The following is a 25,011-nucleotide window of genomic DNA, read 5'->3' as shown; positions in this document are numbered from 1 at the left end:
CCGGGAACGGACGCAGCAGCACGCGCGCATCCGTCGTCGGCACTGGGCAGGGACAGGGCAGGGCTCGCCGCAAACTTCCCGGCGGGCGCTCCTGTCCAGTCTAGATGAACGCATCCGGGGGCCCGAACGTGACGGACGGGCCCTCCTGGCGGCAGGGCTCCCCCGCTAGCATGGCCTCATGACGTCCGGACAGCGGCTGCGGCAGGTGGCCAATGTGTTGAATGCGACGACTCCGCTGGGGTTGCTGCTGGCGGCCTGCGCCCGGACCCGGCTCCGCCGAGGCCCCCGCGGACTCATCATCGCCACGGGCTACCGCTGGCCCCTGCCGGCCGCGGCGGCGTTCACCGTGGGCAACGTGGTGCTCTTCCGCGCAGGAGCGGCCGAGGCACTGAACAACACCGTGCTGCTGGGCCACGAGGAGCGGCACAGCACCCAATACGCCTGGTGCCTGGGCGTTCCGTTCCTGCCCTTGTACTTCCTGGCGGCCGGCTGGTCCGTGTGGAGGACCGGCAACCCGGGGTCGGCGAACGTCTTTGAGCGGAACGCCGGGCTCCAGGCCGGCGGCTACCCGCCGCCCACTCCCCGACACCCCTCCCGGAGGCCGCCACGGCACTCCGGTACCACAGCCTCCGGGCGGATTGAGGCCTAGCATGACGGAAACTCCCAGGACCATCACGGTGACGGGCACCGGTGCCGCGGAAGCGGCCCCGGACCTGCTGACGCTTTCCCTCGGCGTCGAATGCCGCCGCCCCGGGGTGGAGGCCGCCTACGGGGAGGCCGCCAGAGCGTCCGCCGCCGTGACGGCAGCGCTTCGCGGGCAGAATGTGCCCGGCGCGGACATCACCACAACAGGGCTGAACGTCCGGGCCGAGGTCAGCTGGCAGGAGGGCCGGGGCCAGCTTGTCTCCGGGTATCTGGCCACGAGTAGCCTCAGTGTCCGGCTCCGGGTAATGGCCGACGCCTCCCGCATCATCGCCGCGGCGGTGGCCGCCGGCGGGGACGACGTACGCCTCAACGGCCTGGAGCTGGGGTTCGCCGACCCTGCCGGGGTGGAAGCCCGGGCCCGGGAGGCGGCGTGGCACGATGCCGTGACAACCGCCGGGCACTTCGCCGCCCTGGCTGGAGCCCGGCTGGGCCGCGCCCTGTCGGTGACCCGACAGCCGGGCCACGCCGGCCCGATCCCGCTGGCCGGGATCCAGCGGGCCGTCGCGTCGGAGGTATTGACGGTCGAGGCGGGCGGCGCCGAGGTCACCGCCGCCGTCGACGTCGTGTGGGAACTGCTGGAGTAATCAGTGGGTCGCGCCGGCAGCGATCCTGAGATCCGCCGTCGTCGCCAGTGCTGTCCGGACGACGACGGCGAGCGCCTGCGCCATCTGTTCCAGCGGCAGCGAGGCGAACCCGCTCCCGGCCGGCACCTGGTCCGGGCCGTACGGGACATGGACGAAGCCGCCGCGGATGGCGGGGCTCAGCCGCAGGCTGTGCATCAGGCCGTAAAAGACGTGATTGCACACATACGTGCCGGCGGTCTGCGAGACCTCGGCAGGAATCCCCGCACCGGCGAGCGCCGCCACGGCCGCCTTCAGCGGAAGGGTGCTGAAGTAGGCCGCAGGGGCACCGGGAACCACCGGTTCGTCCACGGGCGCGTGGCCCGCATTGTCCGGAATCCGTGCGTCGTCGCAGTTGATCGCAATCCGCTCCAGCGAGATCCGGGCCCGGCCGCCGGCCTGTCCCGCGCAGACCACGAGTTCCGGACGGTACTGCGCCAGCGCCTCGTCGAGGACCGTGAGCGCCTCCCCGAACACGCAGGGCAGTTCGACGGCCACGGCGTCGTGTCCGTCGGCTCTGAGCAGCTCCGCCGCGTGGTGCGCCGCGGTCCAGGACGGGTTGGTGGTTTCGCCGCCGAAGGGTTCAAAGCCGGTCAGGAGGATCATGCGCCCAGCCTAGCAACGCACTGCCGGCCGCAACGCAGAATCCTGGTGCCGCAGTCCTTGACTTAACTTCGAACATATATTCGAATGTACTCATGAGATGGGACGCGCAAGCACTGAAGCCCGCCGGACCAGCCACCGGAGAACCAGCTGACCCGTCAGGCACCGGGCCCGGGCGCGGTCCGGCGCAGGCCGCTCCCGCGCTGCTCCCGCTGGCCGGACTGGTCCGGTCCGTCTCCACCCCCGAGTTTGCCGGGGTCACTTTCCATGAGGTCACTGCCAAATCGGTGCTCAACAAGGTGGTCGCCGGTTCCCGTATGCCCTTCGACTGGACCGTCAATCCCTACCGTGGCTGCAGCCACGCCTGCGTCTACTGCTTCGCCCGCAAGAGCCACACGTACCTGGACTTCGACGCCGGCCTGGACTTTGACAGCCAGGTGGTGGTGAAAATCAACGCAGCGGAAGTCCTGCGCAAAGAATTGGCCAAGGCATCCTGGCAGCGCCAGCACGTAGCCCTGGGCACCAACACGGACCCGTACCAGCGCGCCGAGGGCCGCTACCGGCTGATGCCCGGGATCATCGGCGCCCTGGCCGACTCCGGCACTCCGCTGTCCATCCTCACCAAAGGTACGTTGCTGTCCCGCGACATCCCGCTGCTCAAGCATGCCGCCGCCCAGGTCCCCGTAGGCGTGGGAATATCGCTGGCCATGACCGACGAGACGCTGTCCGAAGCCGTGGAACCTGGGACCCCCGGCCCGCGGGCGCGGCTGAAACTGGTCTCCCGCCTGCGGGAGGCCGGCCTTCCCTGCGGCGTGATGGCCATGCCGATCCTGCCCTGGCTCTCCGACTCCGACGAGGCCTTGGATTCACTCTTCGGCTCGCTGGCGGCGGCCGGCGCTACCGGTGTCACGGCCGGCGCCCTTTACCTCAAACCAGGCACCCGCGAATGGTTTATGCAGTGGATCGCCCGCGAACATCCCCAGCTCGCCGGCAGGTACCGCCGCCTCTACGGCACCGGCTCCTACGCGTCGAAGGAATACCGGGAGTGGCTGGCCGGGCGCATCCGGTATTTCAAGTCCCGGCACGGTTTCCTGGGGTCCTCCGGGTTCAGCCACCGCGACCTCAACGTCGACCCCCGGGACGAGGAAGCCCAGTACCCGGCAGGGAGCATCCCGGAGCCGGTAACCGCGGCCGGAGCCGCGACCGGAGCCGCGGCCGGGAATCCGGCTGGCACCTCGGCCGGGCAGGCCACGCTGTTCTGAGACCCGGTCCGCGCTTGGGTCCTGCCGGCTAGAGGATCTTGACTGCGCCGAGGACCTTGGACAATGAATCCTTGGCGTCGCCGAACAACAGTGTGGTTTTGGGATCGTGCAGGAGCTCGTTTTCGATGCCTGCAAATCCCGGGCGCATCGAGCGTTTGAGGAATACCACCTGTTGCGCCTGCACCACCTCAAGGATCGGCATTCCATAGATCGGTGACCCCGGGGAGGACTTCGCCGCAGGGTTGACGACGTCGTTGGCGCCCACCACCAGTGCGATGTCCGTGTTGGCGAATTCGGGGTTGACCTCGTCGAGTTCCCGCAGTGATTCGTACGGCACGTTGGCTTCGGCCAGCAGCACGTTCATGTGCCCGGGCATCCTCCCGGCCACCGGATGGATGGCGAACACCACGTCCACTCCCCTGGCGGCCAGGGCTGTGGCGAGCTCGGCCACCGTGTGCTGGCCCTGGGCCACCGCCAGTCCGTAGCCCGGGACGATCACGACACGTTGGGCGTACCCGAGCTGAACGGCCACATCCTCCGCCGAGGAGGAGCGCACCGGCTGGTCGCTCAGGGCCGTGGATCCCGCCGTCGAGCCGCCGCGGAAGGCGCCGAACATGATCCCCGTAACACCGCGGCCCATGGCGGAGGCCATCACCTTGGTCAGGATGGTGCCGCTGGCCCCCACAAGGGTCCCGGCGACGAGCAGCAGCACATTGCCCAGCACCACCCCGGACGCGGCGACGGCGAGGCCGGTGAACGCGTTGAGCAGCGAAATTACGATCGGCACGTCGGCGCCCCCGACCGGGAGTACCAGTAGGAGCCCGGCTGCCAGGCCCAGGACCAGCAGTACGCCGGCCCAGCCGGGCGAACCGGTCAGCACCACGAGGGCGCCGGCCGTCAGGGCACCGGCCAGGACAAGGACCATCACGGCGGGCATCCCCGGGAAGAGCAGCGGGCGGGTGCTGATCAGTTCCTGCAGCTTCCCCACAGTCACGGCCGATCCGGCGAAGGACACCGCCCCGACAAGGAGGGTGAAGACCACGGCGAGGCGGACCCAGGGGTCGTCGCTGTGACCGAGTTCCAGTACGGCGACCAGGGCAGCCGCTCCGCCGCCCACCCCGTTGAACAGGGCCACCAGTTGCGGCATCTGGGTCATCTGCACCCGCCGTGCCACGGGAACGGCGAGGGCGGTGCCCACGGCGATGGCGGCGAGGATCAGCGGTATGTTCTCCAGCCGCCCGGAGAGGAACACGGTCACCAGCGCCACCACCGCCCCGGCGGCCCCGATCGCGTTGCCGCGGCGGGCGGTCTTCGGCGAGCTAAGGCCTTTCAGCGCGAGAATGAAGCACACGGCGGCCACCAGGTACAGCAGCGCGGTCCACCCCGGGGCGAGAATGCTCATCGCCGGCCCTCCCCCGGGTCGCCGGCGACGGTCCCGGCCCCGGTCCGGGCTCCGGGCGGAGCTCCGGACGGATCCGCGGGAGGGGCCGTTTTCCGCGGGCCGAACATTTCCAGCATCCGGTCGGTGACCACAAAGCCGCCCACCAGGTTGGCGGTGGCCAGGACCACCGCCAGCAGGGCGACGGCCAGCAGCCAGGGCTCCCCCGCCTGGCCGGCGACGATGACCGCGCCGACCAGGATGATGCCGTGGATGGCGTTGGCGCCGGACATCAGCGGGGTGTGCAGCTTACTGGTGACTTTGGAGACCACTTCGAAGCCGACAAAGACGGCGAGCACCACCACGGTGAGCAACGTGACTGCGTCCATTAGTTCAGTGCCTCCATCGCTGCCGCGGTGCCGGCGTGGCGGACGGCGCCGCCGTGGGTCAGGCACGCGCCGGCGACGACGTCGTCGTCGAAGTCCGGGACCACCTTCCCGTCCGTGGTCATCAGGGCCAGCAAATTGGCCACGTTCTTGGCGTACAGCCGGGACGCGTCCGAGGCGACGGCGGAGGCCGCGTCCTGCATTCCCACCAGTGTCACGGTCCCGCCCGGGACGGGAACCAGGACGTCCCGGCCGGCGATGACGCCCTCCACGTTCCCGCCGGACTCGGCGGCGAGGTCCACCACCACGGATCCCGCCTTCATCGCGGCGACCATAGCGGCGGTGACCAGCAGCGGCGCCGGCCGGCCAGGGATCGCCGCGGTGGTGATGAGCACATCCGCTGCGGCGACGTGCGGCGCCAGCAGGGCCCGCTGCCGGTCGGCCCGGTCTTCGGCGAGCTCGCGGGCGTATCCGCCGGTGCCCTCGGCGGGGGTGTCCGCGGCCCGGGCGTCGAGCTCCAGGTTGATAAAGGTGCCGCCCATCGATGCGACCTCGTCGGCTGACGCGGCCCGGATGTCGTTGGCGGAGACCCGGGCGCCAAGGCGTTTCGCGGTGCCGATCGCCTGGAGCCCCGCAACGCCGGCGCCCAGGACCAGCACCCGGGCCGGCGGGATGGTCCCCGCAGCGGTCATGTAGAGGGGGAAAAACCTCGGGTAGCGCAGGGCCGCCTCCAGCACGGCGCGGTAGCCGGCGACTAGGGACTGCGAACTCAGGGCGTCCATGGACTGTGCACGGGAAATCCGCGGCACGAGTTCGAGGGCGAAGGACGTCACCCCCGCGGCGGCAAGGGCCCCCACCGTCTGCAGCTCCGAGGCCGGGGACGCGAAGCCGACGGTGACGGTCCCGGCGCGCAGCTCCGCGGCGGTCTCGGGCGAAAGCGGACGGACGTGCAGCAGGACATCTAGGGCCGCCAGCGGCAGCGCCGGGGTCAGGACCGCACCGGCCGCCTCGTAGTCGGCGTCGTTATACCCGGCGGCGGTGCCGGCCCCGCATTCCACCAGCACCGACAGGCCAAGACCCGTCAGCTGCCGCACTGTCTCGGGGGTGGCCGCAACCCTGCGTTCCCCGGCACGCTGTTCCCGTCTGACCCCGACCTGCACGCCCAGCTCCTCTCGGTTCGCCCCAGCGTAGACATACAGGTGTCAGTTTGGCGAGGGTTCGGCCGCGGCGGCGGCCAGGAGTGCCTCCACAATGGGAAGGTCGGCCGGGATCCAGGGCAGCCGCAGGACTTCGTCCGGGTTGGCCAGGGCCACCCACCGCAGTTCGTCGTGGTCCTCCAGGGGCTCCGGCGTGCCCGCCGCCAGCTCGGCAAACCAGACCCGCATCACGGCCCGTTCGTTGAGCGGCCAGCCGGACGGTGCCGCGGCGGCCAGCTCCGGCCCCAGCCGGACCTCCACCCCGAGTTCTTCCTTCAGTTCCCGGTGCAGCGCGCGTTCCGGGGTTTCGCCGGGGTCCACTTTGCCGCCGGGGAACTCCCACATGCCGGCGAACTGTGGCGGCGCCGTCCGCCGGGCCACCAGGAGGTTCCGGGGGGACGCAAGGGAATCGACCACTGCCCCGCCGACGACGTTGATGAGTTCAGTCACGTCCACCAGTCTAGGGGCGCCGCAGGTGCCCTGCCGGGGGAGAATGGTGGAGACCCGGCGTCCGGCGCTGGAATACCGGGGCAGGTCCCCCGCGTTCCCTGCACAGAGACCCCACCGAATTACGACGCCGCCTTCTCCGGGCCCCGGCCCGGACAATTCCCGAAAAGCAGACGGATGACAACCACCCAAGACTCCCCCGCGACGCCCAAAACCGGCACGCGCCACCTGACCCTCGCCATCCTTGCCCTCGCCATGGGCGGATTCGGCATCGGCACCACCGAGTTCACCATGATGGGCCTGCTCAAGGAGGTGGAACGGGGGCTGGACATCGGCACCCCGGAAGCCGGGCACCTGATCTCCGCCTACGCCCTGGGTGTGGTGGTCGGCGCCCCGGTCCTGGCCGCCGTCGGCGCCAAAATGCCGCGCAAATACCTCGCGCTCGGGCTCATGCTGTTCTTCAGCCTGGCCAACCTCAGCTCCTTTATCGCCCCGGACTACGGCACCATGCTGGTGTCCCGCTTCGCCGCGGGCCTGCCGCACGGTGCGTTCTTCGGCGTCGCGGCGGTCATTGCCTCATCCCTGGTCGCCCCGACCCGGCGGGGCTGGGCCATCTCGATGGTGATGGCGGGCCTGACCGTCTCCAATGTCATCGGTGTGCCCTTCGGGACCTGGCTGGGGCAGTCCTTTGGCTGGCGGCTGCTCTTCCTGCTGGTCGGCGTCATTGGGATCGCCACGATGGTGATGCTCTGGAAGTTCGTTCCCTACCAGGAGCCCCACGCGGATGCCAGCATCCGGCGGGAGCTCGGGGCACTCAAGCGGCTGCAGGTCTGGCTCGCGGTGCTGATCGGCGTCGTCGGCTTCGGCGGCTTCTTCGCCACCTACACGTACATTGCCCACACCATGACCTCCGTGGCCGGCATCCCCGCGGAATGGCTGCCCCTGGTGGTGGCCTTGTATGGGGTGGGCATGGTGGTGGGCAACATCGTCGGCGGACGCATCGCGGACCGGTCCGTGATGGGCACCATCTATTGGGTCCTGCCCGGCGTGGCCGTGGCCCTGGTGGTGTACGCCGTGGCGGTGCACTGGCCGTGGTCGGCGTTTGTGATGGTCTTTGTGGTCGGCGGCGCCGGCTCCATGCTCGTCCCGGCGCTGCAGACAAGGCTCCTTGACGCCTCGCCCGACGCACCGTCGCTGGCGTCCTCCCTGAACCACGCGGCCCTGAACGTGGCCAACGCCCTCGGCGCGTTTCTCGGTGGCCTGGTCATCGCCTGGGGCTGGGGCTACGTGGCACCGGCCCTCGTGGGTGCCGTGCTGGCCATCCTGGGACTCGGCGTCGCACTGCTCAGCGGCGCGGTGGAACGCAAGAGGCCGCTGGTCCAGTAGCCGCACGGCGGTACTGGACAGCGGCCCCCGGCAGCGCAGGACTCTGCCCGGACTTAACCGGCGGTAACCCGCTCGACGTCCGGTTCGAGGTAGATCACCCGCGCGGTGGGGACGGACGCGCGGATCCGGGCCTCGGCCGCGTCGATCGCCGCGGCGATGTCCCGGCCGGAGTCCGCGGCACCGATGCTGATCTTGGCTGCTACCAACAGCTCCTCCGGACCCAGGTGCATGGTCTTGATGTGGATGATGCGGGTGCCGTCGGATTCGATGGCCTCGCGGATCTTGGCGACGTCGGTGCGCGTGGCGGACTCCCCCAGCAGCAGGGACTTGGTTTCCACGGCCAGCACGGCGGCGATCGCCACCAGCAGCAGGCCGATCATGCCGGTGCCCAGCGCGTCCCAGATGCCGTTCCCGGTGGCCAGGGTCAGTCCGACGCCGAACAGCGCGAATACCAGGCCCAGCAGGGCGCCGAAGTCCTCCAGCAGAATGACGGGCAGCTCGGGCTGTTTGGCGTTGCGGATGAAGTGGATCCAGCTCTGCTTGCCCCGCAGCGGGTTGGATTCCTTGATGGCGGTCCGGAACGAGAACGACTCCGCGATGATGGCGCCCACCAGCACAGCCAGCGGGACCCACCAGAAGTCCCCTTCGATGCCGTGCGGGTGCTGGATCTTGCCCCACGCCTCATAGAGGGCGAACAGGCCGCCCACGGAGAAGAGCACAATCGAGACGATGAACGCGTAGATGTAGCGTTCCCGGCCGTAGCCGAACGGGTGCTCCGGGCTGGCTTCCTTCTTGGCCCGTTTCCCGCCGACCAGCAACAGCAGCTGGTTCCCCGAATCCGCGAGCGAGTGGATGGCCTCCGCGAGCATCGATGAGGACAGCGTCAGGACGAACGCAATGAATTTGAGGACGGCAATTGTCAGGTTCGCGGCAAGGGCCGCGATAATCGCCTTGGTACCGCCGTTTGCAGCCAAGAGAACGTCTCCTTTGGAGGGGTTTGTCAGGATGATCCGGGACGCCGCGCGGCGCCCGCTTCCGCAAGGAATACCGTACCCGTTCCGGGCCCGCTGACGCGCCACGGCGGGGCCGGAAGAGCTACGTAACGATTGAGTGTGATGTTACTGACACCGGCATCGCGCTGTGTTAGCTTGAAGCCATATTCGGGATTCCTAAGGTGAATGCCGACGAATATGTAGGAGGAGAAATGGGCTTTCTAGGCTGGATCATTCTCGGACTCATTGTAGGTGCAATCGTTAAGGCAGTCATGCCTGGCAGGGTCGGCGGCGGCTGGGTCACCAGCCTCGTGCTCGGCGTCGTCGGAGCCATTGTCGGCGGCTGGATCGGGGACCTGCTGTTCGGCGGCGGCAAGATGGAATTCTGGAATCTCGGTTCCTGGCTCCTTGCCATTGTCGGCGGCCTCGTCGTAGCCGGAATCTACGGTGCCATCACGGGCCGCAACAAGACCACCTAATTCATCCAACCATGGTCCCGGCAGCTCCGGGATAGTGAAAGTACGACGGCGGCGGGTCCCACCGGATGGTGGGGCCCGCCGCCGTCGTTAACAGCCGCCCTCGTTAAGAGGAGGTCAAGTCCTCGGCTCAGGCGACCGGCTGCTGGGAGCGGGCGCTGGCGTAGAGGCACACGGTGGCCGCGGTGCCCAGGTTCAGGCTTTCCGCCGCACCGTAGACCGGCACGGCCACCCGGTGGTCGGCCAGGGCAAGTTCGGCCTCGGAGAGTCCCTGGGCCTCGTTGCCGAACAGCCACGCGGTGGGCTGCTCCAGGGAGTACCGGGATTCGGCGTCGGAGGCACCGAGCCGCCGGGCCGCGTTCTCGTCCTGCAGGGTGTCCAGGTTCAGCTGGCCCTGGCCGTCGGCCGCGAGGATCCCGATGCCGCGTTCCTTGCAACGGGCCACGAGCTCCTCGATGTCGGCGCCCAGCACCACCGGCAGGTGGAAGAGGGACCCTGCCGTCGAGCGCACGGCCTTGGGGTTATAGATGTCCACGCTGGAGGCGGTGAGGATGACGGCGTCGGCGCCGGCCGCGTCCGCGGCCCGGAGCACGGTGCCGGCATTGCCGGGGTCGCGGACCTGGCAGAGGACCGCCAGCAGTTGCGGGCCGGCGTCCAGGACGGCGTCCAGGTCCACGTCCAGGGTGCCGCAGACGGCCAGGATGCCCTGCGGGGTGACCGTGTCAGCCATGGCCGCCAGGACTTCGTCGGTGGCCAGATAGGCGGCAGTGCCCTCCGCGAGGGTCTCCAGTTCCGGGTGCCGGTCCAGGCATGCCTCGCTTGCGTAGACCTCGTAGACCAGACCGGGCTCCCCCGCGGCGACCCGCTTCTGGTGCAGGGCCAGGGCCTCGCGGACAGCCTGCGGGCCTTCCACCAGGAACTCGTTGCGCTTTAAACGGGCCGGGCGCCCGGCAAGCTGTGCCACCTTCCTCACCCGATCGGCTCGGGGATTGGAGAGTGGGAAGTCTTGCGGGCGCCCGGTTTCGTTCATATAAGAACCTTAGTTGCTTTCGCAGCCGGTTCTTGAACGCGCTGTCTTTCGACGGCGGCAGGAACTACTTTGCGGCCTCGGCGTCAGCCTTCTTGGCGGCAGGCTTCTTCGCGGGGGCCTTCTTGGCGGCCTTCGGGGCAGAAGCGGCTTCGACCTGGACGGCCGGAGCGGAGGTGTCGGCGGGGAGCGAGTCCTTGGCGACCTTGACCAGCGCGGCGAAGGCGTTGGCGTCGGAGACGGCCAGCTCGGCCAGCATACGGCGGTCAACCTCGACCTCAGCGGCCTTCAGGCCCTGGATCAGACGGTTGTAGGTCAGGCCGTTGGCGCGGGACGCAGCGTTGATGCGCTGGATCCACAGGCGGCGGAAGTCGCCCTTCTTCTTCTTGCGGTCGCCGTAGCTGTACACAAACGAGTGCAGCAGCTGCTCTTTAGCCTTGCGGTACAGGCGCGAACGCTGTCCACGGTAGCCCTTTGCGCGTTCGAGGATAACCCGGCGCTTCTTGTGGGCGTTTACCGCCCTCTTCACACGTGCCACGTGCGTACTCCTTCAGAATTCTGATCCCAAGCGTCTACTGCCGGAGGTCCCGGCTGGCCTGAGAAGCCTTTTTGGTAGTGGACCGCTGCCAGGTGGCAACAGGTCCGAGAACTTGGAACTTAGATGCCGAGCATCTTCCGGATGACCTTGGCGTCGCCCTTGAAGACGATCTTGTCGCCGGCGAGGCGACGGGTCAGCCGGGAGGACTTGTGCTCGAGGTAGTGGCGGCGGTTGGCCTGCTGGCGGCGCAGCTTGCCGCTACCGGTCAGCTTGAAGCGCTTCTTAGCACCGCTGTGGGTCTTCATCTTCGGCATGGGAACCGATCTCCTAACGTATCCGCAGAGGGGGTCTGCAGTCTTTCGTGCAGCCGCCCCTGCGGGCGGCGTGCTGGTTGCTTGCTGCCTGACATTACTGTCCGGCAGCCGTGAACTAGTTGGTCTTCTTGCTGCTCGGCTTCGGGGCGGCCTTGGGGGCCGCCGGCCGTGCTGCGGGCTTGGGCGCCGCGGGCCGGGCGACCGGCTTCGGTGCCGCAGCCGGCTTCGGTGCAGGCTTGTCGGCAGCCGGCGTTGCCGCCGCGGCCGGGGCCTTGGGGGCTGCAGGCGCCTTCGGTGCCGCCGCCTTGGGGGCGGCAGGCTCCTTGGTCACCGCGGGCTTCGCGGCGGCTTTGGGCGCTGCCTTCGGAGCAGCCGCCTTGGGGGCCTTGGGGGCCTCCTGCTTCGGCTCGTCCTGGGCCGGGGTTTCGACTGCCGGAGCCTTCTCGGCTGCGGCTTCCTCGGCCTTGGGCGCGTCAGCCTTGGGGGCTTCGGGCTCGGCCTTGGGGGCTTCGGCCGCCGGAGCGTCCGTCGCCGGAGCCGTCGCGGCTGCCTCGGTCTCGGACGCCTCGGTCCGGACCTGGTAGCCCTCCGGAAGAAGGTCGGCGAGCGACTGGGTCAGGGGCGCTTCTCCACCTGAAGTGTCAACGCGGCCCGATGCCTTGGCTTCATTTTCGGCCTTGGCCTCTGCGCGCTGCGTTGCACGGCGGGCCTCAGCCTTGGCTTCAGCCTTGTTCTTCAGCGGACCCACCACCATGACCATGTTGCGGCCATCGATGCGCGGGCTGGACTCCACGACGCCGACTTCGGCGACGTCGTCGGCGAAGCGCTGGAGCAGACGGATGCCCATTTCGGGGCGCTGCTGCTCGCGGCCGCGGAACTGGATCATGGCCTTGACCTTGTCACCGGCGCCGAGGAAGCGGAGCGCGTGGCCGCGCTTCGTCTCGTAGTCGTGGGTGTCGATCTTGAGGCGGAAACGGATTTCCTTCAGGACCGTGTTGGTCTGGTTCTTCCGGGCCTCGCGCGCTTTGACAGCGGCTTCGTACTTGTACTTGCCGAAGTCCATCAGCTTGCACACCGGAGGCTTAGCCTGCGGTGCAACTTCAACGAGATCAAGATCGGACTCGGCAGCCAAACGCAGGGCATCCTCAATACGGACAACCCCAACTTGTTCGCCTGCAGGGCCGACCAGCCGCACCTCGGGGACGCGGATACGCTCATTGATTCTTGGCTCGCTAATGTTAAAGCTCCTGTGTTCGTGAGGGGTACTCCGCCGGCAAATGAAGAAGGCCTCCAACTGCCGGAGCAATCGAAGGCCTCAAAGATCGGAACTGCCCTCCTCGTGACGAGGCGGCATGCAGGCCCTTCAGGCGTGAAGCCCGGAGGGAATGCCCGACCAGATACCCGGCAACCTTGATTCCTGGGGAATACTCGCGGCTGACGCGGGTGGGAGAGAACTCCGCTTGCAAACTGAAAACCAATCCTACAGAAAGATACCCGCTCAACGCACATGTGCGCCGTCGGGCTTCCGGAACTGCTGGAATAACGACATTCAGTTGGTCTGTGACAAGCTTACCAGCATGAGCACTTCAGATAGTAATTCACATGTTTACCAGCCGGCCGGTGGCCAGGACGACGTCTCCCAGCAGATCCGCGACATCTCCGAGGTTCCCGCGATCGAAGTCATCACCACCGCCGCCGTGCACCTGATGAGCGCAGCCGCCGTGAAGCTCGGCCTGGCCGCCGAGGACAATGCCGAAGAGCTCAAGGACCTGGACGAGGCCCGCAAGCTGATCACCGCCCTCGCTGGCCTGGTCACCGCAGCGGCCCCGGAGATCGGCTCCCAGCACGCCGGTCCGTTGCGCGACGGCCTGCGGTCCCTGCAGCTGGCGTTCCGCGAGGAATCAGTGATTCCGGACGCTCCGGGCAAGGGCCCGGGCGAAAAGTACACCGGTGCCGTCAACTAGCTGACAGCCACCAACCCGGCAACGGCAGGCAGCAGGAGAGCACGGCTCACTCCTGGCGCCTGCGACGGCGGGCGGACCATACCGGTCCGCCCGCCGTCGCCGTTTAACCGTCACCCGGCGCCGGCGCGGGGCCTGCCGGTCCTGGTTCGTCCGCGGCTGGTCTCCGGATCCGGCAGACTAGGCTGCGGCGAGCCGGCGCCTGCGCCGGTACTGCAGGAGCAGGCCCACCAGGCACAGCACTACACCGGCCACACCGACCGAGACGAACCCGGCACCGGGTCCCACGCCGTCAATGAACAGCCCGGCCAGCGGGGCGCCGAGCGCGACGCCGCCGGTCAGGGCAGAGCCGTACCAGCCCATCGCTTCGCCGCGGCGGCCCTCCTCCACCAGGTCGGCCACTTTTTCGGAGGCGGCTGAGAGCACGGGTGCGCAGAGCAGGCCCGGGAGCAGGGACAGCAACGCCAGGGTCCAGGTGTCCTGAGCGAACGCCATCGGCAGCGTCAGTGCTGACATGCCGAGGAGGAGCAGGATGGGCGAGACGGGCCGGTGCATGGCGCCGTAGACGAGCCCGCCCAGCACCGAGGCCGCGCACCAGAAGAGGAAGACGATTCCGATTTCGGACTGATGCCCGCCGGTCTGCAGGGCGGCGACGATGCCGACGTCGGTACCGCTGAGGACCATGCCGGCCCCGGACGCGACAGCGAAGACAGCCGCGACTGCCGCGGTGAACCAGGCGAAGTTGTGGATGACCTTATGCCGCAGGCCAAGCCGGTCCTTGCGTCGCTCCTCCGCAGCCGCCAGGGGCGCCAGCTCCGCTGCAGCCTCCTGCAGGTGGGCGGGCGCGGCGGCGACCAATGCTGCCTCCGCGCCTTCCTGCTGGGCCGCGGCGAAAACCTGCTCCGGTTTCGGGCCGGTCGTGGTGCTGCGTGTGGGCGGGTTGATCCACATCAGGAACAGACCGGACAGGGACGTCGCAACGCCCACCACCGTGAGCCCCAGCACGGAGAAACCCGCGGTGGCCACCAGTGCTCCGGCGGCGGGACCGATCATAAAGACCAGCTCCGTGCTGATCGCGTCGAGGGCGAACGCCGTCCGGCGCTGCTCGCCGCTGGCAAGGATTCCCAGCGACTGGCGGACGACGCTGAAGATCGGCAGCGTCAGCAGGCCGCCGACGAACACCAGCGGCAGCAGGAGTTCATAGCTGACGTGCGGCACGATCGACCAGATAACGGTTTCCGAGACAACGGACGGGATGAGGGCCTTCCGCAGGCCCACCGTGTCGACCCGGCGGCCACGCCAGGGGGCCCCGACGGCGATGCCGATGGTCATCACCGCGGCGGCCGCACCTGCGGCTGCGTACCCCTGGCCCAGGCTCAGGACGATGTGCAGGGTCAGCAGGACCCCCGCGGCCGAGTGCGGGATGCGGGCCACCATACCCACCAGCAGGAGGTTCCTGATGGGCCGCACAGCCAGCAGGTCCCGGTAAAGCGCGAAATTCACGAAACTGCATTCCTTTGTGTACTGCCGTCGGCAGCACCGTGAACTCTGGGTGCGGGCCGTGGCCTATTGAGCTGCGCGCTGCAACTTGATTTCCATCGAGTCAACCCGTTCAGCAAATGTTTCATTCCGGGCCAGGGCCTCGTTGAGGCCGGCCACGAGGGACTGCACCGCGGCGGCGTCGAGTCCGTCTTCAAGGTACAGCACAACCCGCAGTTCCGGACCGGAGCCGCCGCCGGCAAGCTGCTGCCCGCCGGCCTGCATTGAGGCAACCCCGCCGCCCGGGTGGATCTCCACGCGGCGGAGCGCCGGGATGCCGGCAGCGGCGTCGCCGACCGATGCGGCCACCGCGGGATCGCTGTAGCTGGGTGTCCAGGCCTCTTGCCGGGCGAGTGACCAGACGGCGGGCCGGCGCACCACGAAGGTGGTGGCGGAGCCGGGGTCCAGCACCAGCAGTTCGGCGGTTTCGGCGACGGCGGACAGCGCGGCGCGCGCCGCGTACACGGCCACGGGCCTGGCCTCGGGATGCCAGGCGGCCAGTGCCGCGGCCGAGGTGAAGGCCGGCAGCGCCGTGCGGCCGTCCGGCGCCTTGAGGGTCACGAGGGCCATATCCGCTTGCTTGTCGCCATGGACGTGGTCGCCATGGGGGCCGGCGACGGCCTCCGCTTCCTCGGCCAGGGTGGCCACGATCGGCACGAACACCCGTGCGGTTGCCAGGGCCGCCACCACGGCCGCCTCGTCCCCGCGGCCGGCAGCGAGATCGGCCAGGGCCGCGAGATAGCCGGCGTCGGCAGCGCCGTCGTCGTCCTCGAAATTGTGGATCTTGGCGTCTTCGCCGGTGAGGCTCCGGCCGGCCCAGGGCTGCCCGGCGGAATCGGCCGGGCCGCCCGCCCCGGCAAGGGCGGCGGCGATGTGGCCGGGCAGGGCGCGCGGGCCGGGCTGGGTGTTGGGCTCCATGAAGGGTCCGGGCTAGCGGCGGCCGGCGACGTCGAGGGCTTCGGGCAGCGTGAAGTTGCCGTTGTAGAGGGCCTTGCCGACAATCGCGCCCTCGACACCCAGGGGCACGAGCGAGCGCAGGACCTTGAGGTCTTCGAGGCTGGAGATGCCGCCGGAGGCCACCACGGGCTTTCCGGTCTTCTCGACCATCTGGCGGAGCAGTTCAACGTTGGGCCCCTGGAGCGTGCCGTCCTTGGTGACGTCGGTGACGACGTAGCGGGCGCAGCCGGCGTCCTCCAGACGGCCCAGGACCTCCCAGAGGTCGCCGCCTTCCTTGGTCCAGCCGCGGCCGGCGAGGGTGGTGCCGCGGACGTCGAGGCCGACGGCGATCTTGTCGCCGAACCGCTCGATCACGCGTTCGGTCCACTCGGGGTTCTCGAGCGCCGCCGTGCCGAGGTTGACCCGGGCCACCCCAAGCTCCAGCGCCTTTTCCAGGGACTCGTCGTCGCGCAGTCCGCCGGAGAGTTCCACCTTGATGTCGAGCCGGCCCACCACTTCGCGCAGGAGTTCCGCGTTCGAACCGCGGCCGAAGGCTGCGTCGAGGTCCACCAGGTGGACCCATTCGGCGCCCTGGTCCTGCCAGTTCAGCGCGGCTTCCAGCGGGGTGCCGTAGCTGGTTTCACTGCCGGCCTCGCCCTGGACCAGGCGCACGGCCTGGCCGTTTACGACGTCGACGGCGGGGAGCAACTCAAGGACGGGCAGCGCGGTTTCGGTGGTCATCGGAGGGTCCTCACGGATTAGGGGTCAGGAATTCGTCGCTGCGGGGCCGGTTACTTGCCGGGCAGCGTCAGGAGGTAGGCGGCCAGGAGGGACATCGCGGCCAGGACGTAAAACACGATCTGCACCCAGAGCGGGCTCTTCTGCTGCCGGAAGGACAGGGCTCCGCCGACCAGCAGTCCGGCGAGGCCCATGAGGACCAGGGACCACATCTAGGCCGTTCCTTCCGGGGCGGTGGCCGGGGCCGGAACGGCGCGGGCGGCGCCGCGCAGGCTGTCCACCCAGTTGCGGAGCAGGCGCGCTCCGGCGTCGCCGGACTTTTCCGGGTGGAACTGCGTGGCGCAGAGCGGGCCGTTTTCCACGGCGGCGATGAAGGGTGCCCCGTGTTCGGACCACGTGACCAGCGGGGCAGCCATCCGCGGCTGGATCACGTCGAAGTCCCACTGCTGCACACCGTAGGAGTGGACGAAGTAGAAGCGTTCGTTTTCGACGCCGGCGAAGAGGCGTGACCCTTCCGGCACCGTGACGGTGTTCCAGCCCATGTGCGGCACCACTTCGGCCGGCAGGAGCTCGACCTTGCCCGGCCACTCCCCCATCCCCTCGGCGACGGTACCGTGTTCCACCCCGGCCTCGAAGAGCACCTGGAGGCCGACGCAGATCGCGAGTACGGGCCGGCCGCCGGCAACGCGGCGCCCGATCATCCGGACGGCGTCTACGGCTTTGAGTTCCTTCATCACGGTTTCGAAGGCCCCCACGCCGGGGACCACCAGCCCGTCAGCGTTCAGCACGTCCTCGGCCTTGGCGCTGAGGATGACCTCGGCCCCGGCGCGTTCGAGGGCGCGGACGGCCGACCGGACGTTCCCGGAGCCGTAGTCCAGCACCGTGACGGTGGGCTTGCCTGCGGGCGAGGCCGGCTTCCGGTCCCCGTCCGGGTTGATGATGGCCCCGTCGCGGAGCACTTTTCCGGTCACAGCGCGCCCTTGGTGGAGGGAATGCCTTCGACGCGGGGGTCAGGTTCGACGGCGGCGCGCAACGCCCGGGCGAACGCCTTGAACTGGGCTTCGACGATGTGGTGCGGGTCGCGGCCGGCGGTGACGTTCATGTGCAGGCAGATGCCGGCGTGCAGGGTGATGGCTTCGAAGACGTGACGGGTCAGCGAGCCGGTGAAGTGGCCGCCGATGAGGTGGTACTCCTGGCCGGCCGGTTCGCCGGCGTGGACCAGGTAGGGGCGGCCGGAGACGTCAACGACGGCGTGGGCGAGGGCCTCATCGAGCGGCACGGTGGCCTCCCCGAAGCGCCGGATCCCGGCCTTGTTGCCCAGCGCGGTCCGCAGGACTTCGCCGAAGGTGATCGCGACGTCCTCGACGGTGTGGTGGACGTCGATGTGGGTGTCGCCGGTGGCTTTGACCGTCATGTCGATCAGGGAGTGCTTGCTGAGCGCCGTCAGCATGTGGTCGTAGAACGGCACGGAGGTACTGATGTCCGATACACCGGTGCCGTCGAGGTCGATCTCGACCAGGACGGACGACTCGCTGGTGGTCCGCTCCAGGCGTGCGGTCCGGGCCTGGGCCGCGGCTGCTCCGGGGTTGTTCATGTGGGTGTCCTTTGGATGAAGGCGGCGCCCCGGCGAACAGGGCGGTGTGCGTGGGTCCTGGGTTAAGTCTAGGCGGACGGTGCTTGGCGGCCGGTCAGGATCTGTTCGAGGGCCTGCAGAAACGCTGTGGTTTCCGTCTCAGTGCCGGCTGTCACCCGCAGATGTCCCGGAATGCCGACGTCGCGAATGAGCACCCCGGCGTCCAGCAGCCCCTGCCAAACCTCGTGCGGGTTGTCCAGGCCGCCGAAGAAGACGTAGTTCGAGTCCGAGGCGGCGGGCTTGAGGCCCATCCGGATCAGTTCGGAGACGATCCTGTCCCGCTGGCGTTTGATGTCCTCGACGTCGGCCATCAGCGCCACGCGGTGGTGCAGGGCGGCCAGGGCCGTCGCCTGGGTGATGGCCGAGAGGTGGTACGGCAGCCGCACGAGGCGGAGGGCGTCGGTGACCTCCGGGGCGGCCGCCATATAGCCGAGCCGTGCGCCGGCGAGGGCGAAGGCCTTGCTCATGGTACGGGAGACGATCAGCCGCTCGCGGCCCGGCAGCAGGGTCAGGGCGCTGGGTGTGCCGTCGTGGGCGAACTCGTGGTAGGCCTCGTCGACGATCACGATGGTCTGGCTTTCCTGGCCCGCCTCATAGACGGCCTCCACAACATCCAGGCCCAGGCCTGTCCCGGTGGGGTTGTTCGGCGAGCAGAGGAAGACCACGCTGGGCTTCAGTTCGCGGACCTGCCGGGCTGCCGATTCCGCGCTGAGGCCGTAGTCCTCGGCGCGGACTCCCACGATGTATTCGGTGTCCGTCCCCGCGGCCAGCAGCGGGTACATGGAGTACGTGGGAGGGAAGCCGAGGGCGGTGCGCCCCGGGCCGCCGAAGGCCTGGAGGATCTGCTGGAGCACTTCGTTGGACCCGTTGGCGGCCCAGATGTTGTCCGCTTCGAGGCCGTGGCCCAGATACTCGGCGAGGGCCTCGCGGAGTTCGGTGAACTCGCGGTCCGGGTACCGGTTCAGCCCCGCGGCGGCCTCGGTCACGGCCTCGGCGATAGCGGCGCGGACGTCGGCCGGGACCCCGTGCGTGTTCTCATTGACGTTCAGCAGGATGGGCACGTCCAGCTGGGGTGCGCCGTAGGGGCGCAGGCCCCGCAGGTTTGTGCGGAGGGGCAGTCGGTTGAGGCGCTCTAGCTGGTCAGTCACCCGCCCAGTTTAAGTGAGACCCGGGCCCGCCCCGAAACTGTGACCCCGGAATGCCCGCCCCGTGGGGGCTGCCGGGGTTCACCAGGGGCGTTCACTCACACGCCGGCTGGTCATTCGCCGGCGGGGGCCCTGCCTACTTTGAAGGGACGAAAAGCTGCTGGCCGGGCATCACGCGGGCGGCGCCGAGGTTGTTGAGCTGGACAATGTCGGCCACGACGTCGCGGGGATCGCGTTCCGGTGCCACGGCGCCGGCGATCGCCCAGAGTGATTCGCCCGGCTGGACGGTGACGGTGACCGCGGGAGTCACCGAGAGCTCCGCGGCGGAGTCGGCCGCCTTGGCGGGGGCGTTGAGGAAACCGGCGAGCGACAGGACCATGACAGCCAGGACGATCAGCGGCAGGCCGATGAAGACGAACCGTCCCCGGCGGGTCAGCCGCAGGGGCGCCTGGCGTGCTGCCGCTTGGGGCACGGCCGTGCGGGACTTGATGGTGCCGAACGAACCGGACATAACGCTTACTGCTGACATAACTAAGCCCTCCTGGACCTCTCTGTGCCGCCCGGCGTACTCCATGTACCCGCCGCCAACCGGCCGAACCATCGAACGCGTGACCTTCATAGGCGAACCTGCGACTGCGAAACTTAGAACACAGAATCGAAACCTGCATTCGGTTCCCGTCGACAGGTTTCGAACACATATTCGAACTCTGCTTGTTCTGTTTTAGCACCTATGAACGAACATTGTCGAGACTCGCTAGAACAAATGTTTGAAAAACATGGTGTGCTGGCCTACTTTTGAATCACGGAACAACCGCTGGTGAGTTCACCTGCGGTTGGACAGTTCAAGTTCAACAACGGGGTCTGACATTTTTAGGCCCCGGGGGTTTTCAGGCCACAGCGGCCCGGCGGCAAGGTCCGCAGGGCGGAACGGAAAGGCATGGCGAATATGGCAGCACAAGCCGCCGGCGGGAGGGCTACCCAACGGAGCCCGCAGACCGGCCGGGCGCCGAAGAGCCTTACCGTCCGGCAGAAGAAGATCCTGGAGACGATCCAGCGTTCGGTCACGGACAACGGCTACCCGCCGTCCATGCGCGAAATCGGTGACACTGTGGGGCTCGCCAGCCTCTCCAGCGTCACCCACCAGCTCTCACAGCTGGAAAAGCTCGGTTACCTGCGGCGGGACCCCAAGCGGCCCCGTGCCATGGAAGTCCTGATGCCGCTAACCCTGGACGGCGGCGCCACCCCCATCTCCGGCGTCGAGAAGTCCAGCGGTCTGCGGGCCGTGGGCGGCCTCGCCGTCTCGGAACTGGCCAGCGCCACCGACACCGCGATGGTGCCGTTCGTGGGCCGGATTGCCGCCGGCGGCCCGATCCTGGCCGATCAGGTCGTGGAAGACGTTATGCCACTGCCACGCCAGCTGGTGGGCCACGGCGAGTTGTTTATGCTCAAGGTGGCGGGGGATTCGATGATCGACGCCGCCATCTGCGACGGTGACTGGGTGGTGGTCCGCCGCCAGAACGACGCCGTCAATGGTGACATCGTGGCCGCGCTGCTCGACGACGAGGCCACCGTCAAGACGTTCCGCCAGCGCGACGGCCACACCTGGCTGCTCCCCCAGAACACCCAGTACGAACCGATCCTCGGCGATCACGCCGTCATCATGGGCAAGGTCGTGTCCGTACTGCGCTCCCTCTAACCGGGAACCACCCAGCACCAACTCAGCAGGTCCCGTCCGATGTTCCGGACGGGACCTGCGGCGTTGGGGCAGAATTTTCCGGCCTATCCGGCGGCCGGGGCCTTGGCCAAGCGGTCGAGCGCGGCCAGCGCCACGGCCGGATCCGTGGTGGGCCAGAACGGTGGCAGCGCCGCGCGCAGGAAGCCGCCGTAGCGCTCGGTGGAAAGCCGGGAATCGAGTACGGCCACCACGCCCTTGTCCGACGTCGAACGGATCAGCCGGCCGGCGCCCTGCGCCAGGCGGATGGCCGCGTGGGTCGCCGAGACACTCATAAAACCGTTGCCGCCCGACTGTGCCACGGCCCGGGAGCGGGCGGTCATCAGGGGATCGTCGGGCCGTGGGAACGGGATCCTGTCGATGACCACGAGGCGGCAGGAATTACCCGGTACGTCAACGCCCTGCCACAGCGACATTGTCCCGAACAGGCAGGTGTCCGGCTCGTCCGCGAACTGCTTGACCAGCGCCGTCATGGTCGATTCGCCTTGGCAGAGGATGCTCAGGCCCAGCCTGGGCCGCATCGCCTCGGCGGCCTCCTCGGCAGCACGCCGGGAGGAGAAGAGGCACAGTGCCCCGCCGTTCGAGGCGCGGATAAGCTTCTCGAGTTCGTCGAGGGCCTCCGGGGAGGTACCGCGGCCCGGTTTGGGCAGGTGCTTGGCGACGTACAGGATGCCTTGTTTTGGATATTCAAACGGGGAGCCGACGTCGACGCCGGTCCAGCTGGGCGCCCCGGGCCCCACCAGTCCCAGTCCCCCGGCTGCGGGCTCGAATGCCGCTCCGATGGCGAGGGTCGCCGAGGTCAGGACGACTGTGTGGTCCGCGAACAGCCCTTCGCGCAGCCGCCCGGCGACGCTGAGCGGGGCGATGTTGACCAGGGCCGGCGCGGAGTCATCCGGCTGTGAGTAACCCTGCTGCGGGTCAAAGCTGCTGTTGCGCGAAAACCAGACCACCTCGCGGTTTTCCTTGGCGGCCAGGAGCCGTTCGCACAGCTCCAGGATCACCATCAGGCGGGAGCGGGCGAGCTGCCGGCCGCCGTCGGCCGGCGTGGCGCTATCCCCCTTGGAGTCGGAGAGCGCGGCGCGGCAGGCGTCGCGGAGCTGGTCAACGCAGTCCAGCTGTTCGCTGTTCAGGCCGTTCGGCATCAGCCCGCTTGGGACACCTTCGATGGCGAGTTCGAGGTTGGCGGCGGCGGTATTGAGCGCATCCACGGTGATCCCGGTGTGCTTACGGGCACCGGATGCCGCGGCGTGCACCATCGCGACGGACAGTTGCCCGGACACGGCGCCCGTGACGCGGTCCTGGAGCTCGTGCGCCTCGTCCACCACAACGACGTCGTATTCGGGCAGCACCGCGAGGCCCTCGAAGGCGCTGACGGCGAGCATGGCGTGGTTGGTGACCACAACGTCGGCGTCGGCGGCGTTCTGCCGGGCGAGTTCGCTGAAGCACTCGGCGGCGAGGGGGCATTTCTGCGCCCCCAGGCATTCCATCGAGGTGACGGACACCTGGCGCCAGGCGCGGTCGGTGACGCCCGGCAGAAGCTCGTCACGGTCGCCCGTCTGGGTCTCCTCGGCCCACTCCCGGAGCCTGACCACTTCCTTGCCCAGCTGGGATGAGGGCCCGCCCATGGCTGCGGCGAAGTGCGGTACGGAGGTGTCCTCGCCGAGGGAGAAAAGCTGGCCTTCCGCGGGCTCCTCGGACGGGAAGCCGCCCTCGAGCTTGTGGCGGCAGACGTAGTTGGCGCGGCCCTTCACCAGGGCGACTTTCACCGGCCGCTCCAGGGCCGGCGTAATGGTTTTCAGGAGACGAGGGAGGTCCCTGCCCACGATCTGGGTTTGCAGCGCGAGGGTGGCGGTGGAAACCAGGGTGGGTTTGTCGCTGACCAGCGAGTGGGCGATCAGCGGAATCAGGTACGCCAGGGACTTGCCGGTTCCGGTGCCCGCCTGGACCAGCAGGTGGTCGCCGGTGTCGATGGCGCGCGCCACCTGCCGGGCCATTTCGTGCTGGCCCTCACGGCTCTGGCCGCCCATCCCGGCGACCGCCCGGTCGAGGAGTTCAACCACGAAATCCTCGCCGGACGGGCCGCCTTTGGATGCGCCTGTTGTGGACGTTCCGTCTTCTGACCGGCCGGCGTCAGGCGATGCTGCCGCCTCCCCGGCTACTGCTGGTTCAGTCATTGCTGAGGAAGGCGTCCAGTTCGGCCGCAAGGCCCTCGCGTACCATCACCACGGCCCTGGTGCCGGCTTCCACATGGTCGAGGCTAATGATCTCGGCGTCGGTCTCGTGGAGCTTGCTGAGCAGGTCCCCGCGGTTGTACGGGATCATCAGCTCCATCTTCACGCTGGGCCGCGGGATGCCCTCGCTGATGGCCTTCAGCAGCTCCGGGATGCCCTCGCCCGTACGGGCAGAGACCACTACGTGGCGTGGCTCGCGCTGCTTGAGCCGTTCGACCACAAAGGGATCGGCGGCGTCGGCCTTGTTCAGGACGATGATTTCCGGCACTTTGCGGGCATCGACTTCACTGAACACGGAACGGACGGCCGCAATCTGGCCCTCCGGGTCCGGGTGGGAGACGTCGACGACGTGCAGGATCAGGTCCGAATCCGCGACCTCTTCCAGGGTGGAGCGGAAGGCCTCCACGAGCTGGGTGGGCAACGAGCGGACGAATCCGACGGTATCGGCGAGGGTGTAGCCCAGTCCGTCCGCCGTTTCCGCCTTGCGGACGGTGGGGTCCAGGGTGGCGAACAAGGCGTTCTCCACCAGGACGCCGGCGTCGGTCAGCCGGTTCAGCAGCGAGGACTTACCGGCGTTGGTGTAGCCGGCAATGGCTACCGACGGTACGGCGTTACGACGCCGGTTGGCCCGTTTGGTCTCGCGCGCCGGCTTCATCGCCGCAATTTCGCGGCGCAGCTTGGCCATCCGGGTGCGGATCCGCCGCCGGTCCAGTTCAATCTTGGTCTCACCGGGGCCGCGTGAGCCCATACCGGCACCGGCGCCACCCACCTGGCCACCGGCCTGGCGGGACATCGACTCACCCCAGCCGCGCAGGCGCGGGAGCAGGTATTCGAGCTGTGCCAGTTCCACCTGTGCCTTGCCCTCACGGCTCTTGGCGTGCTGGGCGAAAATATCCAGGATCAGGGCCGTGCGGTCGATGACCTTGACCTTGACGATGTCTTCCAGGCCACGGCGCTGGGAGGGCGCCAGCTCGGCGTCGACCACCACGGTGTCAGCGCCTGTCGACATCACAATGTCCTTGAGCTCCTGGGCTTTGCCGGAGCCGAGGAACGTGCCCGGGTCCGGCTTGGCGCGCCGCTGGACCAGTCCGTCGAGGACCTCGGATCCGGCGGTTTCGGCCAGGGCCGCGAGCTCGCGCAGGGAGTTCTCGGCGTCGGCCAGGGTACCCTCGGTCCACAGCCCCGCCAGCACCACCCGCTCCAGGCGCAACTGCCGGTATTCGACTTCGGTGACGTCTTCGAGTTCTGTCGAGAGTCCGGCCGTCCGCCGGAGGGCGCGGCGTTCCTCGAGGTCCTGCTGGTCGCCGTCGTAGCTGCTGTGTTCCTCATCCAGTTGCGACAATGCCTGCGCCTTGCCGAAGACCGGCCGGGACTGGGCGGCATCACCGTCGCCGGCACTCGGGCCGGTCTTGGATGCCGGGGCGTCTTTGGAGAGGATCCGGTCGATAACAGCTTGGATTTCCGCAGGACTCATGTCCTGGGCGGCTGAATCGGAACCGGGGTTGGGCTGGCTGGTCATGGTCTCCTTCGAAGGGTCTGCACTCTCAGAATAGTGCCGTTCGGTGTTTCGTGGCGCGGTATTCGCGCTGGGCTGACGACTGGTGGTCATTCATGCCTCCTCGGGTGCCGGACGGCGGCGGCGCCGACGGCGGGGTGGGGCTCCGGTCCGGAGCGGTGAGTGCGGGCTGCAGCGGTTTAGGAACGGCGCGGATGTGCGGGCAGCTGGTGAGCTGGCTGGTGTGCGTTGGTACTATCCGGGTGCGCCC

At 68.6% G+C, this 25,011-nt stretch carries 27 protein-coding genes; 7 read left to right on the top strand and 20 right to left on the bottom strand.

The window, feature by feature from the left end:
- Positions 1 to 178 precede the first annotated feature (178 nt).
- Positions 179 to 649, top strand: a complete 471-nt coding sequence (locus tag AC1DHY_RS15270) for a hypothetical protein (protein ID WP_476878048.1) — start codon at positions 179 to 181, stop codon at positions 647 to 649.
- A 1-nt stretch (position 650) separates the two neighbouring features.
- Positions 651 to 1,289, top strand: a complete 639-nt coding sequence (locus AC1DHY_RS15265; protein WP_476878047.1) for an SIMPL domain-containing protein — start codon at positions 651 to 653, stop codon at positions 1,287 to 1,289.
- On the opposite strand, the gene pcp is transcribed toward AC1DHY_RS15265, so the two are convergent.
- A complete protein-coding gene (gene pcp / locus AC1DHY_RS15260) occupies positions 1,290 to 1,931 on the bottom strand; it encodes a pyroglutamyl-peptidase I (RefSeq protein ID WP_476878046.1) in 642 nt (213 codons plus the stop codon). It lies immediately after the preceding gene.
- A gap of 92 nt (positions 1,932 to 2,023) precedes the next feature.
- On the opposite strand from pcp, the gene AC1DHY_RS15255 reads away from it, so the two are divergent.
- Positions 2,024 to 3,190: an Rv2578c family radical SAM protein gene (locus AC1DHY_RS15255; protein ID WP_476903864.1), complete on the top strand. Its 1,167-nt coding sequence runs from the start codon at positions 2,024 to 2,026 to the stop codon at positions 3,188 to 3,190.
- A gap of 28 nt (positions 3,191 to 3,218) precedes the next feature.
- Here AC1DHY_RS15255 and AC1DHY_RS15250 read toward each other — a convergent pair whose 3' ends face one another.
- From AC1DHY_RS15250 to AC1DHY_RS15235, 4 genes are read right to left on the bottom strand one after another with little or no spacing between them, the layout of a single operon-like run.
- A complete protein-coding gene (locus tag AC1DHY_RS15250) occupies positions 3,219 to 4,592 on the bottom strand; it encodes an NAD(P)(+) transhydrogenase (Re/Si-specific) subunit beta (RefSeq protein ID WP_476878044.1) in 1,374 nt (457 codons plus the stop codon).
- Positions 4,589 to 4,957, bottom strand: a complete 369-nt coding sequence (locus AC1DHY_RS15245) for an NAD(P) transhydrogenase subunit alpha part 2 (RefSeq protein WP_476878043.1) — start codon at positions 4,955 to 4,957, stop codon at positions 4,589 to 4,591. Before AC1DHY_RS15245 ends, AC1DHY_RS15250 begins: the two co-directional genes overlap by 4 nt.
- Positions 4,957 to 6,114, bottom strand: a complete 1,158-nt coding sequence (locus tag AC1DHY_RS15240; protein WP_476878042.1) for a Re/Si-specific NAD(P)(+) transhydrogenase subunit alpha — start codon at positions 6,112 to 6,114, stop codon at positions 4,957 to 4,959. Before AC1DHY_RS15240 ends, AC1DHY_RS15245 begins: the two co-directional genes overlap by 1 nt.
- 42 nt (positions 6,115 to 6,156) lie before the next feature.
- Positions 6,157 to 6,600 carry a (deoxy)nucleoside triphosphate pyrophosphohydrolase gene (locus AC1DHY_RS15235; RefSeq protein ID WP_476878041.1) on the bottom strand — a complete coding sequence of 148 codons (444 nt, stop codon included), beginning with the start codon at positions 6,598 to 6,600 and terminating at the stop codon, positions 6,157 to 6,159.
- A gap of 174 nt (positions 6,601 to 6,774) precedes the next feature.
- Here AC1DHY_RS15235 and AC1DHY_RS15230 point away from each other — a divergent pair, with 174 nt between their 5' ends.
- Positions 6,775 to 7,983, top strand: coding sequence for an MFS transporter (locus AC1DHY_RS15230; RefSeq protein ID WP_476878040.1), 1,209 nt, complete (start codon positions 6,775 to 6,777; stop codon positions 7,981 to 7,983).
- Between the two features lie 53 nt (positions 7,984 to 8,036).
- On the opposite strand, the gene AC1DHY_RS15225 is transcribed toward AC1DHY_RS15230, so the two are convergent.
- Positions 8,037 to 8,957, bottom strand: a complete 921-nt coding sequence (locus AC1DHY_RS15225; RefSeq protein WP_476878039.1) for a cation diffusion facilitator family transporter — start codon at positions 8,955 to 8,957, stop codon at positions 8,037 to 8,039.
- 230 nt (positions 8,958 to 9,187) lie between these two features.
- Between AC1DHY_RS15225 and AC1DHY_RS15220 the strand changes: the two genes are divergently transcribed.
- Positions 9,188 to 9,454 (top strand): GlsB/YeaQ/YmgE family stress response membrane protein, encoded by a 267-nt coding sequence (locus AC1DHY_RS15220; RefSeq protein WP_476878038.1) that lies wholly within the window; start codon positions 9,188 to 9,190, stop codon positions 9,452 to 9,454.
- Between the two features lie 127 nt (positions 9,455 to 9,581).
- On the opposite strand, the gene AC1DHY_RS15215 is transcribed toward AC1DHY_RS15220, so the two are convergent.
- The 4 genes from AC1DHY_RS15215 to infC form a co-directional block, all read right to left on the bottom strand.
- Complete coding sequence (locus AC1DHY_RS15215; protein WP_476878037.1) at positions 9,582 to 10,481, bottom strand: TrmH family RNA methyltransferase; 900 nt, start codon at positions 10,479 to 10,481, stop codon at positions 9,582 to 9,584.
- A gap of 64 nt (positions 10,482 to 10,545) precedes the next feature.
- Complete coding sequence (gene rplT, locus AC1DHY_RS15210) at positions 10,546 to 11,016, bottom strand: 50S ribosomal protein L20 (RefSeq protein WP_476878036.1); 471 nt, start codon at positions 11,014 to 11,016, stop codon at positions 10,546 to 10,548.
- A 119-nt stretch (positions 11,017 to 11,135) separates the two neighbouring features.
- A complete protein-coding gene (gene rpmI / locus AC1DHY_RS15205; protein ID WP_009358635.1) occupies positions 11,136 to 11,330 on the bottom strand; it encodes a 50S ribosomal protein L35 in 195 nt (64 codons plus the stop codon).
- Between the two features lie 115 nt (positions 11,331 to 11,445).
- On the bottom strand, positions 11,446 to 12,525 hold the full coding sequence (infC, locus tag AC1DHY_RS15200; RefSeq protein WP_476903863.1) for a translation initiation factor IF-3: 1,080 nt from the start codon (positions 12,523 to 12,525) through the stop codon (positions 11,446 to 11,448).
- A gap of 382 nt (positions 12,526 to 12,907) precedes the next feature.
- Here infC and AC1DHY_RS15195 point away from each other — a divergent pair, with 382 nt between their 5' ends.
- The gene (locus tag AC1DHY_RS15195; protein WP_476880688.1) at positions 12,908 to 13,294 is read left to right on the top strand and encodes a DUF1844 domain-containing protein; all 387 of its coding nucleotides are present in this window, start codon (positions 12,908 to 12,910) and stop codon (positions 13,292 to 13,294) included.
- Between the two features lie 177 nt (positions 13,295 to 13,471).
- Here the strand turns inward: AC1DHY_RS15195 and AC1DHY_RS15190 are convergent, their stop codons facing one another.
- The 8 genes from AC1DHY_RS15190 to AC1DHY_RS15155 form a co-directional block, all read right to left on the bottom strand.
- A complete protein-coding gene (locus AC1DHY_RS15190; RefSeq protein ID WP_476903862.1) occupies positions 13,472 to 14,794 on the bottom strand; it encodes an MFS transporter in 1,323 nt (440 codons plus the stop codon).
- 63 nt (positions 14,795 to 14,857) lie between these two features.
- Positions 14,858 to 15,748, bottom strand: a complete 891-nt coding sequence (locus tag AC1DHY_RS15185; RefSeq protein ID WP_476879646.1) for an SseB family protein — start codon at positions 15,746 to 15,748, stop codon at positions 14,858 to 14,860.
- Between the two features lie 12 nt (positions 15,749 to 15,760).
- Positions 15,761 to 16,507 carry a bifunctional 1-(5-phosphoribosyl)-5-((5-phosphoribosylamino)methylideneamino)imidazole-4-carboxamide isomerase/phosphoribosylanthranilate isomerase PriA gene (gene priA / locus AC1DHY_RS15180; protein ID WP_476879645.1) on the bottom strand — a complete coding sequence of 249 codons (747 nt, stop codon included), beginning with the start codon at positions 16,505 to 16,507 and terminating at the stop codon, positions 15,761 to 15,763.
- A 50-nt stretch (positions 16,508 to 16,557) separates the two neighbouring features.
- Positions 16,558 to 16,716: a hypothetical protein gene (locus tag AC1DHY_RS15175; RefSeq protein ID WP_476879644.1), complete on the bottom strand. Its 159-nt coding sequence runs from the start codon at positions 16,714 to 16,716 to the stop codon at positions 16,558 to 16,560.
- Positions 16,717 to 17,475 (bottom strand): imidazole glycerol phosphate synthase subunit HisH, encoded by a 759-nt coding sequence (gene hisH, locus AC1DHY_RS15170; RefSeq protein WP_476879643.1) that lies wholly within the window; start codon positions 17,473 to 17,475, stop codon positions 16,717 to 16,719.
- Entirely contained in the window at positions 17,472 to 18,098 is a 627-nt protein-coding gene (gene hisB, locus AC1DHY_RS15165) for an imidazoleglycerol-phosphate dehydratase HisB (protein ID WP_476879642.1), read from the bottom strand. Before hisB ends, hisH begins: the two co-directional genes overlap by 4 nt.
- Positions 18,099 to 18,166: 68 nt before the next feature.
- Positions 18,167 to 19,285, bottom strand: a complete 1,119-nt coding sequence (locus AC1DHY_RS15160) for a histidinol-phosphate transaminase (protein ID WP_476879641.1) — start codon at positions 19,283 to 19,285, stop codon at positions 18,167 to 18,169.
- A 133-nt stretch (positions 19,286 to 19,418) separates the two neighbouring features.
- Positions 19,419 to 19,811, bottom strand: coding sequence for a LysM peptidoglycan-binding domain-containing protein (locus AC1DHY_RS15155; protein WP_476879640.1), 393 nt, complete (start codon positions 19,809 to 19,811; stop codon positions 19,419 to 19,421).
- A 417-nt stretch (positions 19,812 to 20,228) separates the two neighbouring features.
- Here AC1DHY_RS15155 and lexA point away from each other — a divergent pair, with 417 nt between their 5' ends.
- A complete protein-coding gene (gene lexA, locus AC1DHY_RS15150; protein WP_476879639.1) occupies positions 20,229 to 20,978 on the top strand; it encodes a transcriptional repressor LexA in 750 nt (249 codons plus the stop codon).
- A gap of 83 nt (positions 20,979 to 21,061) precedes the next feature.
- On the opposite strand, the gene AC1DHY_RS15145 is transcribed toward lexA, so the two are convergent.
- Both AC1DHY_RS15145 and hflX read right to left on the bottom strand, forming a co-directional pair.
- Complete coding sequence (locus AC1DHY_RS15145) at positions 21,062 to 23,041, bottom strand: ATP-dependent DNA helicase (RefSeq protein WP_476879648.1); 1,980 nt, start codon at positions 23,039 to 23,041, stop codon at positions 21,062 to 21,064.
- A gap of 139 nt (positions 23,042 to 23,180) precedes the next feature.
- Positions 23,181 to 24,764: a GTPase HflX gene (gene hflX / locus AC1DHY_RS15140; RefSeq protein ID WP_476903861.1), complete on the bottom strand. Its 1,584-nt coding sequence runs from the start codon at positions 24,762 to 24,764 to the stop codon at positions 23,181 to 23,183.
- Positions 24,765 to 25,011 lie beyond the last annotated feature (247 nt).

Source organism: Arthrobacter sp. 05L44 (assembly GCF_056397605.1).
This window is presented reverse-complemented; position numbering and strand designations above follow the sequence as displayed.